The following is a 15,043-nucleotide window of genomic DNA, read 5'->3' as shown; positions in this document are numbered from 1 at the left end:
TTTGAAGAAGGGAAGAAAATATAATGTTTAATAAAGAAGATCAATTAGCAATCGATACGATTCGTGCTTTAAGTATCGATACAATAGAGAAAGCCAATTCAGGACACCCTGGTTTACCAATGGGTGCAGCACCAATGGCATACACACTATGGACAAGACACCTAAATTTTAATCCCCAATCTAAAGATTATTTTAACAGAGATAGATTTGTATTATCAGCAGGACATGGTTCGGCATTATTATATAGCTTATTACATGTATCTGGTAGCTTAGAAATGGATGAACTTAAACAATTTAGACAATGGGATTCTAAAACTCCAGGACATCCAGAATTTAAACATACTGATGGCGTAGAAGTAACAACAGGTCCACTAGGCCAAGGTTTTGCAATGTCAGTAGGTATGGCTTTAGCGGAAAGTCATTTAGCAGGTAAATTTAACAAAGAAAATTATAATGTAGTAGATCATTATACTTATGTACTTGCTTCAGATGGCGACTTAATGGAAGGTATTTCACATGAGGCAGCTTCTTTTGCCGGCCATAACCAATTAGATAAGTTAATCGTTTTATATGATTCAAATGATATTTCATTAGATGGTGATTTAGATAAAGCCTTTTCTGAAAAAACGCAATCACGTTTTGAATCATATGGATGGAATTACATCTTAGTTAAAGATGGAAATGACTTAGAAGAAATTGATAATGCAATTAATAAAGCTAAATCTCAACAAGGACCAACTATTATTGAAGTAAAAACAGTAATAGGTTTTGGTTCTCCAAATAAATCAGGTACTAACGGCGTACATGGTGCTCCATTAGGTGAAGATGAACGTAAATTAACATTAGAAGCATATGGTTTAGATCCTGAAAAACGATTTAATGTACCACAAGAAGTTTACGATATCTTCAATTCTACAATGTTAAAACGTGCTAATGAGCATGAAGAAAATTGGAAAAATAAAGTTGAAGAATATAGTAAAGCTTATCCAGAACTAGCTGAAGAGTTCAAATTAGCGATTAGTGGTAAATTACCACAAAATTATGAAAAAGAATTACCTAAATTTGATGCAGATCATAATGCAGCATCTCGTGCTGACTCAGGTGAAGTTATTCAAGCATTAAGTAAACATGTGCCATCATTCTTTGGTGGATCTGCAGACTTAGCTGGTTCAAATAAGTCAAATGTTAAAGATGCTAAAGATTATGATAAAGATAATCGTGATGGCAAAAACATTTGGTTTGGTGTTCGTGAATTTGGTATGGGTGCAGCTGTTAACGGTATGGCAGCTCACGGTGGATTACATCCATACGGGGCAACATTCTTCGTTTTCAGTGACTACTTAAAACCTGCATTACGTTTATCAGCAATAATGGGATTAAATTCAACATTTGTATTTACTCATGATTCTATTGCAGTAGGTGAAGATGGTCCTACTCATGAACCAATTGAACAATTAGCTGGATTACGTGCAATTCCTAACATGAATGTTATTCGTCCAGCAGATGGTAATGAAACAAGAGTTGCTTGGGAAGTTGCTTTAGAATCTGAAAGCACGCCTACATCATTAGTACTTACACGTCAAAATTTACCAACTTTAGATGTTTCAGAAGAAACAGTAGAAGAAGGTGTGCGTAAAGGTGCATATGTCGTTTATGAATCTAAAGAAACACCTGAATATTTATTATTAGCAACTGGTTCTGAAGTAAGCTTAGCGGTTGAAGCAGCTAAAGATTTAGACGCACAAGGTAAAGGTGTTCGAGTTGTTTCTATGCCAAACTGGTTCGCATTCGAACAACAATCAGAAGACTACAAAGAATCTGTGATTCCTTCAAATATTACTAAACGTGTAGCTATTGAAATGGCATCAACATTAGGTTGGCATAAATATGTCGGTACTCAAGGTAAAGTCATTGGTATCGATGGATTTGGTGCAAGTGCTCCTGGCGACTTAGTTGTTGAAAAATATGGATTTACAAAAGAAAATGTTTTAAATCAAATTCGTGAATTTTAATTCAATGACGATTTAAATATATATTTGTAGCCTGAGACATTTATTATGTCCCAGGCTTCGTTTTTTAATATTAAAATAATTTATAAAGTACGTTTAATAAAATTAGAAAATTTGTTATGATTTTTGATGTGCATTATTTTAAGTCTTAAATTTGTCTTGAAATAAATATTTGAATCTAGTAAAATTCATTAGGATAAAGAAAGTGGGTGAAACAATGGCAACGTGGTTAGCAATTATCTTAATTGTAATAGCATTAATCGCAGGTTTAGTTGGTGGTTTCTTCTTAGCTAGAAAATATATGATGGATTATTTGAAAAAAAACCCACCTATTAATGAAGAAATGCTACGTATGATGATGATGCAAATGGGTCAAAAACCTTCTCAAAAGAAAATCAATCAAATGATGACTATGATGAACAAAAATATGGACCAAGGTATGAAAGGTCAAAAGAAATAAAAAAGATAAAAAGGATTAAGACAGTTATAAAATGCTGTCTTAATCCTTTTTTTGATATGATCATTCTTTTAAATATAATTCTTAAATGTTAAGTTAAAATTAAAATGTTTTTATATTAAGGTGAGGATTATTGGAATTATTAAGTCTATCGTTAAGAATCTATAATTAATTATTAATTTTTGAGGTGAGTGTTAATTTGAATTTAGAACCAGATAGTATCATTATAGGTATTGCATCATTCTTATCGGTATTAATAGGGTCATTCATTGGCAATCAACTTAAAGTGCATGTGGTTTTACGATTATTGTTAACATTTATTATCACGGTTATATTATTATTCTTTTTCTGGTGGTTAGGATATGTCATTTATGATAAATGACATATGCATACTGTTTTATTCTTATACTACAATAAAAGTTAAGTGCTTTATGAGAATTCAAAAGTTAAATAAAGTTTAAATTGTTTAATTTTGTGGGAAGCATTTCTTAAATTAAAAGCTATGAAAATATACATGATTAATGATATACTAACACGTGATTAAAAAAGAGTATTGCAGTTTAGAATATATGAGAAGGTGTAACAGTGGCATATTTAATATTTTCAATTGTAGTTGCATTCTTGATGGGTGCAGTTGTTATTGTGATTCGTATGAAAGCACAAAAATTTCCAGTCAATGAAAAGAAAATTATTTTACCACCATTTTTCATGGCAACGGGTGCTTTAATGTATGTAATACCGTATTTTAGATTAACAGGGATTGAGATACTAGAATCTTTTGTCTTAGGTGTTTTATTTTCAACAGTCTTAATATGGACATCACGTTTCGAAGTAAAAGGTAGCGAGATTTATATGAAACGTTCAAAAGCATTTCCAATTATCTTGATATCACTATTAGTTATACGTACTGTTATAAAAATATTCATTAGCAATGAGATTGATCCAGGAGAGATTGCTGGTATGTTTTTCTTATTAGCTTTTTGTATGATAGTACCATGGAGATTAGCGATGTATTACAAGTACAAAAAAGTAAAAAAATCTATTGTTCATTAAATATATAAGAGCCACTTATCTACTGAGATGAGTGGTTTTTTGCTTGAAATATGTGAGGAAAAGTATTATGATTAATACGAACAAACGTTCTATTTGGAGGTAAAAAATGAAGGTAATCCATACAGCAGATTGGCATCTAGGTCGCATTTTAAATGGTAAACAATTACTTGAAGATCAAAGGTATGTATTAGATCAATTTATAAATCAAATGAAAGAAGAAAAACCAGACATAATCGTTATTGCTGGAGACTTATACGATACTACATATCCAGGTAAAGATACGATTAAATTATTCGAAGAGACGATTTCCAAGTTAAATATTGATTTAAAAATTCCAATTATTTTAATTAGTGGAAATCATGATGGAAAAGAGCGTTTGAATTATGGTGCGAGTTGGTTCGAACATAGTAATTTATATATTAGAACTAAATTAGAAAATATGACACAGCCCATTCGTATTAATGGTATCAATTTTTATACATTACCTTTTGCAACTGTTGCTGAAGTACAACACTATTTTAAAGATGACTCAATTCAAACACATCAACAAGCATTGGATAAATGTATAACTAGTATGTCAGAAACACTTCAACCTCAAGACATTAATGTATTGATTGGCCATTTAACTGTACAAGGTGGTAAGACATCCGATTCAGAAAGACCATTAACTATAGGTACTGTCGAAACAGTAGAAAGAAAATCATTTAATATTTTTGATTTTGTCATGTTAGGACACTTACATCATCCATTTAGCATTAATGAAGACACTATTAAATACAGTGGATCATTACTTCAATATTCTTTTTCAGAAGTAAGGCAACCTAAAGGTTATCGAGTAGTCAAGTTTAATCAAAAAAATGATATTCAAGATTATTTTGTTCCAATAGAACCATTGAGAAAATTAGAAATAGTCACAGGTGATTATCAAGACGTTATACAAGAAAAGGTAAACGTATCAAATAAGAATAATTATATCCATTTCAAATTAAGAAATATGGCTCATATTTCAGATCCTATTATTAACTTGAAACAAATCTATCCCAATACATTAGCATTAACAAACGAAACGTTTGAGCACCATGAAGCAATTCAACACATTGAAATAAAAAAAGAAGATGATCTATCAATTATTAATAATTTTTATAAAACAATCACCAAAGAGCAATTGTCTGATGTTCAAGAAAAGAAAATGAATCAAATTATTAATGATTTGATAAGAAAGGAAGATTAATTACTTTGAAACCAATGATGTTAAAGCTGAACAATTTTGGTCCTTTCTTAAATGAAACAATAGATTTTAGAAATATAGATCAAAATCAATTGTTCTTAATTAGTGGTAAGACTGGTTCCGGTAAAACAATGATATTTGATGCTATCGTATATGCTTTATATGGCGAAGCTTCAACTAAAAATAGAAAGGAGAATGATTTAAGAAGTCATTTTGCAGATGGTAATTCAGCAATGCAAGTGACGTTCGAATTTGAACTTAATGATAAACTATTTAAGATAGTTCGTACGGGGCCTTTTGTCAAAGAAGGAAATACCACCAAAACTCCCGCGAAATTAAATGTTTTCGAGTATATAGAAAATGAATTTGATTTAAGGGAAAGTATGGTGAATGCGGGTAACCAATTTATCATCGACTTAATTGGTGTTAATGCTGAACAGTTTAGACAATTATTTATTTTGCCACAAGGCGAATTTAAAAAATTCTTATTATCTAATAGTAAAGAAAAGCAAGGGATATTAAGAACACTCTTTAATAGTGAACGATTTGAAGAAATAGAAAAACGATTAAATGAAAATGTTAAAAATGAAAAAATCCAAATTGAAGAAAGATATAAAAATATTGAACGATTATGGAATGACATCCATACTTTTGAAAATAATGATCTAGAAGAATTAAAAAGTATCAATGTACATCAAACAGATAAAATCAATGAAGTATTACATAGATTTAATGAATTTGGTGAAAAAATAGGGCGAAAAAAATATGAACAAAAGAAAAGTCATGAAAATGAAATAGAAAAAGTAGAACAAAAACTCAATGATAATAAAGAGTTAGAATTCAATTTAAATGAGTTAAAGAAAAATGAAAATGAATTAAAGCAACTTAAGCAAAATGAAAGTTTTATTAATCAACATCGAGCGAAACTGAATAAGATTAATGAAATTAAACCATTATCGCAACTACTCGATAGAAATGAAGCGGCCAATAAAAAGTTAAAGCAAGCAGAAAAATCTATAGAAATTGCTGTGCATTCAATTAATAATTTATTAAAAGAAAAAGAAGAAAATCAATTTGGATTAAATCAACTATCTGAACAAGAGGAGTCTATAAACAAAGAAAAAGACTATTTAGAAAAGACTAATACTTTCTATAACAATTTGTCTCAGTATTTAAATAGTTATAAAGAAAAAGAACGTTTATCCTCTCAACTAGTAAATTTAAATGAAAAAAGCGAATTAGTAGAACGTGAATTATTAGATTTAAATGAAGCTATTAAATCAAAAGAAATCAACTACAGTCATGTTGAACAATTGAGTCAAGATATTTTCAATATTGAAAAGGAAATAGAACAAGCTGAAAAGTTAAAAAATGATATGCAAATGAAAGAAGAATTAAATTCTAAGTTGAATGACACTAAAGCGTCTTATAATCAAAAGTGTATTGAAATAGATGACTTATCTAATAAGCTATATGAAATAGATAAGACAGAAATTAATTTAAATAACAAAGAAACTTTAGTAGAACAACTTCAACAAGTCGTGTCACTTGGCGACACATGTCCAATTTGCGGGAATGAAATTACTTCATTAGGACAACATATTGATTTTGATAGTATTAATAAAAAGCAAAATTTAATTCAATCATTACAAGAAGATCTTAATAAAATGAATATTGATAAAGCAAAATTGGAAAGTTCTTTAAATCATTTAACGGAGCAAATAAATAATATTTATATTGATCAAAATTCCATACCGGATATTGAAAATCTGTATTCTAAAATCAGTAGAAAGAAAGAAGAAAAAGAAAAACAACAAAAAGAAAATGAATTTATCTTAAAAACGAATAAGAAAGTAGAACGAAAACGTCAAGAAACGTTTGAAATTAGAAATGAAGTTAAGAATGCTGAATCAAAAATTGAACAATGTGAGATACGAATCAATGATTTTGAATCAACAACTAAACATACTGAAATAGATGAATTTGAATCATATTTTAAAAAGCTAAAAAGTAATGTTGATCATTATTTAAAATCACTTGAAAAGCATCAACAAAATAGAAATGAAATTGCTCAAAAATTAAGTATTGAAGAAAATAACTTGCAGCATCATAAGCAAACTAAGAATGAAATCCAAGAAGATATTAAACAAACACAACAAGCGATAGAAGCTGAAATGAATCGTTTAAATATAGATTCTATTGAGCAGGTTCAGGATATAGTTAAAATTGTTAATGAAAAAGAAGAAATTGAGAATGAAATTAAAGAATATGATAAACAAATCCATAAGTATGAATTGGAAATGAACAGACTTAAAGAGTTAGTTGCAGGGAAAAAATTAGATAATATAGAAGAAATTCAAAAAGCACTTTCACAACTTAAAGTTGAACTTGAACATTTGAATCATGAAATAGCCACATTAGAATATCAACTGAAATTAAATCAACAAAAAGTGGATGAAATCGTATCTAATATCGAGTATTTAAATAAAGAGTTGAAAGAGCAACAAGATATATTTAATCTTGCAGAAATTCTGTCTGGTAGAAACAGTCAAAAATTAACATTGGAAAATTATGTTCTGATCTATTATTTAGAAAAAATTATAGCACAAGCTAATTTACGTCTTGCTACTATGAGTGGTCAAAGATATCAATTGCAAAGAAGGGAAGCTTTATCTCAAGGGTTTAGTGGTCTGGAAATTGATGTTTTCGATTTTTATTCTAATAAAGCAAGACATATCAGTTCTTTATCAGGTGGAGAGACATTCCAAGCATCTCTAGCGCTAGCATTAGGTTTAAGTGAAATTGTTCAACAAGAATCAGGCGGTATCTCTCTTCAATCAATGTTTATTGATGAAGGTTTTGGTACATTAGATCAAGAAACACTTGAAACCGCACTAGATACATTAGTGAACCTCAAATCAACGGGAAGAATGGTAGGTATCATTTCCCATGTTAGTGAACTAAAACAAAGAATACCACTCATTTTAGAGGTTACATCAAATCAATATCAAAGTATGACAAAATTTAAATGGAACTAAAGTAAAATTTCTCTATAAAAAAATCGATTTATCAACTTACAATTAAAAAGTTGATAAATCGATTTAAAATTATTACTAATGTTTTTCTCTTAATAAATCTCTAATTTCAGTTAAAAGAACAGTATTTTGTTCTAATTCCTCTTCTGGTTCTTCATTCTTCATTAAAGTATTTGCAATTTTTACAAAGATAAATAATGCAAAAGCAATGATTATGAAATCAATTATTGATTGAATGAATAAACCATATTTAATTCCCCAAAAAGCCCAATCTTCTGCAAAATTAACTGAACCGAAAATTTTCCCAATTAATGGCATAATGATGTATTCGACTAATGCAGAGATAATTTTATTGAAAGCTGCTCCCATAACAACGGCTACAGCTAAATCTAACACGTTGCCTTTTAACGCAAAGTCTTTAAATTCTTTTAGCATTTAAATAGTCCTTTCTAAACAATATTTAAGAGCCATTATACAACATATAATTAATTTAGCAAATAGGAAATTTAATCAAATTTGATTCTAAATAGGACGTTTGTTATCCTATAGTAGTGCTTTAGTAAAATTAAATGTTTTAAGATAAAAAAAGAATATTTTAATTTTACTAGTTTGAAATTTTATAATAGATATGAAGGGAGTAATTAATTATGAATTCTTCTTCTTCTAAAGAAAAGAACGGTAAGAAGATTTCTCCGGTGTTTATCTATAGTGCAATTATCGCAGCAATTGTTGTATTAATTGGTGCTATTTTCCCAACACAATTTGACACAGTAACGAATGAAGTCAAAATGTGGATAACAGATAAACTAGGTTGGTATTACTTAATTCTAACTACGATTATAGTATTCTTCTGTATTTTCCTTATCTTCAGTCCAATTGGGAAACTTAAATTAGGTAAACCAAATGACAAACCGGAATTTAATACTATTTCTTGGTTTGCGATGTTATTCAGTGCCGGTATGGGTATCGGTTTAGTCTTTTATGGTGCAGCTGAGCCAATGTCTCATTTTGCTTCACCACCTGATGCTGATCCGAAAACGACAGAAGCTTACACAGAAGCATTACGTTCAACGTTCTTCCATTGGGGCTTCCATGCATGGGCTGTTTATGGTGTTGTAGCATTGGCACTTGCTTATGCACAATTCCGTAAAGGAGAGCCTGGATTATTATCTAGAACTTTACGTCCAATTTTAGGTGATAAAGTTGAAGGACCTATTGGAACATTCATCGACGTACTTTCAGTATTTGCTACATTAGTTGGTGTAGCCGTATCACTTGGTATGGGTGCATTACAAATCAACGGTGGTTTAAATTACTTATTTGGCGTACCGAATACAACTTGGGTTCAAGCTATTATTATTGTAATAGTTACAATCTTATTTATTGCAAGTGCTTGGTCAGGTTTAAGTAAAGGTATCCAATATTTAAGTAATCTTAACATCGGATTAGGTGCTTTATTAATGATCATTACATTAATTATTGGACCGACTGTTTTAATCTTAAACATGATGACTAGTTCAACAGGTAGCTTATTAAATACATTCTTATTTAATAGTTTTGATACTGCAGCGTTAAATGGACAAAAACGTGAATGGATGTCTACGTGGACACTTTACTACTGGGGCTGGTGGTTAAGTTGGAGTCCATTCGTTGGTGTGTTTATTGCCAGAGTTTCAAAAGGACGCTCAATCAGAGAATTTATTTCTAGTGTACTATTAGTACCAGCGATTGTTAGTTTCATCTGGTTCAGTGTATTCGGTGTTCTTGGTATCGAAACTGGTAAGAAACATCCAGATTTATTCAAAATGACTCCAGAAACACAATTATTTGGTGTATTCAACCACGTACCATTAGGTATTGTATTATCATTTATTGCACTTATTTTAATTGCTTCATTCTTTATTACTTCAGCTGACTCAGCAACATTCGTATTAGGTATGCAAACAACATTTGGTTCATTAAATCCAAGTAGTATGGTTAAAGTAACTTGGGGTATTGCTCAAGCACTTATTGCCTTTGTATTATTATTAGCTGGTGGCGGAGATGGAACAAAAGCACTCAACGCAATTCAGAGTGCCGCCATTATTAGTGCGTTCCCATTCTCCTTTGTCGTCATATTAATGATGATCAGTTTCTACAAAGATGCTAATAAGGAACGTAAATTCTTAGGATTAACATTAACTCCTAATAAACACAGATTAGAAGAATATGTTAAATATCAACAAGAGGATTACGAATCTGATATTTTAGAAAAACGTGAATCTAGACGTAATCGTGAAAAAGAAGAATAATGGAATGAATTATCTACTTAAAGGTGGATTTATAGCTATCAACAATTTTGTTGATAGCTATTTTTATGTTTCAAACATATAAAATAATAATTACTTGCGATTGATAACCATTCTCAATTAATAATAATAACTTATAGTACAAATGCGTCATAATAAGTTTTACTTATATAACCTGATTAAAAATGCGAAATGAAAAATGACTCCTTTATATACCTATACAGTTGTGTTCGAAAACATATAATAATACAATTTAACTAAGGCATATAAATATATAGAAATTCAAGGGGGATATCAAATGGCTTCTAACTTTAAAGAAACAGCAAAGAAACAATTTGATTTAAATGGCCAATCATACACGTACTATGATTTAAAATCATTAGAAGAACAAGGTTTAACTAAAATTTCAAAGTTACCTTATTCAATCCGTGTATTACTAGAATCTGTGTTACGTCAGGAAGATGATTTTGTAATTACTGATGATCACATTAAACAATTAGCAGAATTTGGCAAAAAAGGTAACGAAGGTGAAGTACCTTTCAAACCATCTCGTGTAATTTTACAAGACTTCACTGGTGTACCAGCTGTAGTTGACTTAGCGTCTTTACGTAAAGCAATGAATGATGTTGGTGGGGATATTAATAAAATCAACCCTGAAGTACCAGTAGACTTAGTTATTGACCACTCAGTACAAGTTGATAGCTATGCTAATCCAGATGCATTACAACGTAATATGAAATTAGAATTTGAACGTAACTATGAACGTTACCAATTCTTAAACTGGGCAACTAAAGCATTCGATAATTATAATGCTGTACCACCAGCAACTGGTATTGTTCACCAAGTAAATTTAGAGTACTTAGCGAATGTTGTACATGTTCGTGATGTTGATGGCGAACAAACTGCGTTCCCGGATACATTAGTTGGTACTGACTCTCATACAACAATGATTAACGGTATTGGTGTATTAGGTTGGGGTGTCGGCGGTATTGAAGCCGAAGCAGGTATGTTAGGACAACCTTCATACTTCCCAATTCCAGAAGTTATTGGAGTAAGATTAAGCAATGAATTACCACAAGGTTCAACAGCAACTGACTTAGCGTTACGTGTAACTGAAGAGTTACGTAAACGTGGCGTAGTTGGTAAATTCGTTGAATTCTTCGGTCCAGGTGTAACAAACTTACCATTAGCTGACCGTGCTACAATTGCAAACATGGCGCCTGAATATGGTGCAACTTGTGGTTTCTTCCCAGTTGATGAAGAATCACTTAAATACATGAAATTAACTGGTCGTAAAGATGATCACATTGCACTTGTAAAAGAATATTTACAACAAAATAATATGTTCTTCCAAGTTGAAAATGAAGATCCTGAATATACTGAAGTGATTGATTTAGATTTATCTACAGTTCAAGCTTCTTTATCAGGACCAAAACGTCCACAAGATTTAATCTTCTTAAGTGACATGAAAACTGAATTCGAAAAATCAGTTACAGCTCCAGCTGGTAACCAAGGTCACGGTTTAGATGAAAGTGAATTTGATAAGAAAGCTGAAATCAAATTCAATGACGGTAGAACTTCAACTATGAAAACTGGTGATGTTGCAATAGCAGCGATTACATCATGTACAAATACATCTAACCCTTACGTTATGTTAGGTGCAGGTCTAGTTGCTAAAAAAGCAATTGAAAAAGGCTTGAAAGTACCTGATTATGTAAAAACTTCATTAGCACCAGGTTCAAAAGTTGTTACTGGATATTTAAGAGATTCAGGTTTACAAGAATATCTTGATGACTTAGGTTTCAACTTAGTTGGTTATGGTTGTACAACTTGTATCGGTAACTCAGGTCCATTATTACCTGAAATTGAAAAAGCAGTAGCTGACGAAGATTTATTAGTAACTTCTGTACTTTCTGGTAACCGTAACTTTGAAGGTCGTATTCATCCATTAGTTAAAGCTAACTACTTAGCTTCACCACAATTAGTTGTAGCTTATGCATTAGCTGGAACAGTTGATATCGATTTACACAATGAACCTATTGGTAAAGGTAAAGATGGTGAAGATGTATACCTTAAAGATATCTGGCCAAGTATCAAAGAAGTTGCAGATACAGTTGATAGTGTCGTAACACCAGAATTATTCTTAGAAGAATATGCAAATGTATACGAAAATAATGAAATGTGGAATGAAATCGACGTTACTGACGCACCATTATATGATTTCGATCCAAATTCAACTTATATTCAAAATCCATCATTCTTCCAAGGTTTATCTAAAGAACCAGGAACTATTGAACCATTAAAAGATTTACGTATTATGGGTAAATTTGGGGACTCAGTTACAACTGACCACATTTCTCCAGCAGGTGCTATCGGTAAAGATACACCAGCAGGTAAATATTTATTAGACCATGATGTTCCAATTAGAGAATTTAACTCTTATGGTTCAAGACGTGGTAACCATGAAGTAATGGTACGTGGTACTTTCGCTAATATCCGTATTAAAAACCAATTAGCGCCAGGTACTGAAGGTGGATTTACAACATACTGGCCTACAGGAGAAATCATGCCTATCTATGATGCAGCTATGAAATATAAAGAAAATGGTACTGGTTTAGCTGTTTTAGCAGGTAATGATTACGGTATGGGTTCATCTCGTGACTGGGCTGCTAAAGGTACAAACTTATTAGGTGTTAAAACTGTTATTGCACAAAGTTATGAACGTATCCACCGTTCAAACTTAGTAATGATGGGTGTATTACCATTACAATTTAAACAAGGTGAATCAGCTGATTCTCTAGGTTTAGAAGGTAAAGAAGAAATTTCTGTAGATATCGATGAAACAGTTAAACCTCATGACTTAGTAACTGTTCATGTTAAGAAAGAAAACGGAGAAGTTGTTGATTTTGAAGCAATGGTTCGTTTCGATTCATTAGTAGAATTAGATTATTATCGTCATGGCGGTATACTACAAATGGTATTAAGAAATAAATTAGCTCAATAATCACAAAAAATGTGACTTTTGACAGTGCTAACGTTTAGGTTAGCACTGTTTTTTTATGCTAAACTATATATGTAATGTTAATAGTTAAGGAAGGATTGGACTTAAATGATTTATAGTTTGACTGAAATTGAACCAAGATATCAAGAGACAGATAAAATGGGCGTGATTTATCATGGTAATTATGCAACATGGTTTGAAGTAGCTCGTACAGATTACATTAGAAAACTAGGATTTAGCTATGCTGATATGGAAAAGCAAGGGATCATTTCTCCAGTTACAGACTTAAATATCAAATATAAAAAATCAATTTTTTATCCTGAAAAAGTTACCATTAAAACTTGGGTTGAAAAATACTCTAGATTGCGTTCTGTATATAGATATGAAATTTTTAATGAACAGGGCGAACTTGCAACTACAGGTTATACTGAGTTAATTTGTATGAAAGCTGATACATTTAGACCGATTAGATTAGATCGTTATTTTGCAGATTGGCATGAAACATATAGTAAAGTTGAAGGTTTAAATAAAGAAGGCATCAACGAGGAAGTCACTAATGGTATTGATCATTTATAATTTAAACTAATAAGACATATTAAACATAGCCCTAGAGTGCTTTATAAATGCATTCTAGGGCTATATAATATTTCTATTTCTTTGTATATGAAATTTCATCTTCATGATCAACTGTATCTACAACAATATGATCATCTTCAAAGTACCATAAATCTTTTTCAGATATAACAATCGTTAAACCGTTATAATCCTCTTCGTAAACAACCTCAACATCAGATTTATTTTCAACATTAAATGCTGGGCTGAATCCTTGTTTTAATTGAAATTCGCCACCATAACGTACGAAGAATTGTAATACTTGATTATCTTCAGGTAAGTCAAATTCATCTTTAAACCATTGAACTGCTTGATCTGTAAGTTCAATTTTCATTTAATCTCCTCCATATTAAATCTCTATATTTTACTAGATGGATTGTCAATTTTAGTGATATTAGAATTATAGCATAGCCTATCATTCTAATATATTTTTAAACACTATATTTAAAACGTAATACTTACAAAAATATAAAATCATCTGTGTACAATTGATTACAATATAGAAAAGCGCTTAGTAAGATATCTATTTAACAAATACCTAACTAAGCGCTCATAACTTTGTTTATTTAATTTACATCCATGTTATCTTAGGTTCTTCACCTTTAAAGATACGGACAATATTTGTTTTGTGGCGTATAATTAAAATTATAGAAACAATTCCACTGACTGCAAGTAAAATGTAGTCCTGTATAATGAGTGAACCTATCACACAACAAATGGCTGCTACGATACTTGATAAGGACACGTATTTAAATGTTTTTAGCACTAAAAAGAAAATTGCAGCTAAAATTAATAATAAAATGGGATTGACTCCTAAAACTACCCCAGCACTCGTAGCAACTGCTTTACCACCTTTAAATTTTAAATATATAGGATATACATGGCCAAGTATTGCGAATAAACCTACAATTAGTCCGTTGGTAAAGAATGTACTTATAGGTCCATCAGCATGTACTGGTAACCAAATAGGGAAGAATACAGTGATAAACCCTTTAAATATATCTAAGAAGGTTACCACAAATCCTGCTGGTCTACCTAATACCCTAAAACTATTTGTTGCTCCAGTATTGCCACTACCAAATTGTCTTATATCTTTCTTAAAGAATAGCTTTCCAATAACCAAACCACTTGGAAAAGCACCAATAAGATAACTTAGTATTAACATGACGACGATCATCATAAAATACACATCCTTTAGTAACTTAGCACTATTTTACCATATACCCCTTATTTTAGAACAATAAAAATTGATAATTTAAAAATGAATAATCATTAAAATAAACTGAATTATCAAGATGATACTTGCAATTTATACAGATTTATATAAGAATAACTATTGTATAGTTTTAAAAACGAACGT

12 protein-coding genes are annotated in these 15,043 nt (G+C 30.8%); 9 read left to right on the top strand and 3 right to left on the bottom strand.

Translation table 11 applies throughout. The features are described from left to right. The first annotated feature begins 23 nt into the window (after positions 1 to 23). The 6 genes from tkt to sbcC all read left to right on the top strand — a co-directional run bounded on the left by tkt (position 24) and on the right by sbcC (position 7,785). Positions 24 to 2,012: a transketolase gene (tkt, locus tag JX000_RS07015; RefSeq protein WP_049423772.1), complete on the top strand. Its 1,989-nt coding sequence runs from the start codon at positions 24 to 26 to the stop codon at positions 2,010 to 2,012. A gap of 214 nt (positions 2,013 to 2,226) precedes the next feature. After that, positions 2,227 to 2,469 carry a YneF family protein gene (locus tag JX000_RS07010; protein WP_015365032.1) on the top strand — a complete coding sequence of 81 codons (243 nt, stop codon included), beginning with the start codon at positions 2,227 to 2,229 and terminating at the stop codon, positions 2,467 to 2,469. A gap of 196 nt (positions 2,470 to 2,665) precedes the next feature. Beyond that, a complete protein-coding gene (locus JX000_RS07005) occupies positions 2,666 to 2,848 on the top strand; it encodes a hypothetical protein (protein ID WP_002451306.1) in 183 nt (60 codons plus the stop codon). A 203-nt stretch (positions 2,849 to 3,051) separates the two neighbouring features. Further along, the gene (locus JX000_RS07000) at positions 3,052 to 3,519 is read left to right on the top strand and encodes a CcdC family protein (RefSeq protein ID WP_049425459.1); all 468 of its coding nucleotides are present in this window, start codon (positions 3,052 to 3,054) and stop codon (positions 3,517 to 3,519) included. Positions 3,520 to 3,625: 106 nt separating this feature from the next. Further along, a complete protein-coding gene (gene sbcD, locus JX000_RS06995) occupies positions 3,626 to 4,750 on the top strand; it encodes an exonuclease subunit SbcD (RefSeq protein ID WP_124228329.1) in 1,125 nt (374 codons plus the stop codon). A 5-nt stretch (positions 4,751 to 4,755) separates the two neighbouring features. Continuing rightward, positions 4,756 to 7,785, top strand: a complete 3,030-nt coding sequence (sbcC, locus tag JX000_RS06990; RefSeq protein WP_206140549.1) for an exonuclease subunit SbcC — start codon at positions 4,756 to 4,758, stop codon at positions 7,783 to 7,785. 75 nt (positions 7,786 to 7,860) lie between these two features. On the opposite strand, the gene mscL is transcribed toward sbcC, so the two are convergent. Next, entirely contained in the window at positions 7,861 to 8,217 is a 357-nt protein-coding gene (gene mscL, locus JX000_RS06985; protein ID WP_002451310.1) for a large conductance mechanosensitive channel protein MscL, read from the bottom strand. A 212-nt stretch (positions 8,218 to 8,429) separates the two neighbouring features. Here mscL and JX000_RS06980 point away from each other — a divergent pair, with 212 nt between their 5' ends. The 3 genes from JX000_RS06980 (at position 8,430) to menI (ending at position 13,647) form a co-directional block, all read left to right on the top strand. Continuing rightward, complete coding sequence (locus tag JX000_RS06980; protein ID WP_124228328.1) at positions 8,430 to 10,073, top strand: BCCT family transporter; 1,644 nt, start codon at positions 8,430 to 8,432, stop codon at positions 10,071 to 10,073. A gap of 295 nt (positions 10,074 to 10,368) precedes the next feature. After that, complete coding sequence (gene acnA, locus JX000_RS06975; RefSeq protein WP_206140548.1) at positions 10,369 to 13,074, top strand: aconitate hydratase AcnA; 2,706 nt, start codon at positions 10,369 to 10,371, stop codon at positions 13,072 to 13,074. 105 nt (positions 13,075 to 13,179) lie between these two features. Next, entirely contained in the window at positions 13,180 to 13,647 is a 468-nt protein-coding gene (gene menI, locus JX000_RS06970; protein WP_002451313.1) for a 1,4-dihydroxy-2-naphthoyl-CoA hydrolase MenI, read from the top strand. Positions 13,648 to 13,720: 73 nt separating this feature from the next. On the opposite strand, the gene JX000_RS06965 is transcribed toward menI, so the two are convergent. Together JX000_RS06965 and plsY are read right to left on the bottom strand one after the other, a co-directional pair. Beyond that, positions 13,721 to 14,017, bottom strand: coding sequence for a HesB/YadR/YfhF family protein (locus tag JX000_RS06965; RefSeq protein ID WP_206140547.1), 297 nt, complete (start codon positions 14,015 to 14,017; stop codon positions 13,721 to 13,723). Positions 14,018 to 14,254: 237 nt separating this feature from the next. Beyond that, positions 14,255 to 14,863 (bottom strand): glycerol-3-phosphate 1-O-acyltransferase PlsY, encoded by a 609-nt coding sequence (gene plsY, locus JX000_RS06960; protein ID WP_023375260.1) that lies wholly within the window; start codon positions 14,861 to 14,863, stop codon positions 14,255 to 14,257. Between the last annotated feature and the right edge of the window lie 180 nt (positions 14,864 to 15,043).

The organism is Staphylococcus sp. SB1-57, from assembly GCF_017086425.1.
GTDB lineage: Bacteria > Bacillota > Bacilli > Staphylococcales > Staphylococcaceae > Staphylococcus > Staphylococcus warneri_A.
Note: the sequence above shows the minus strand (reverse complement) of the source record. Positions and strands in the feature narration are given on the sequence as shown.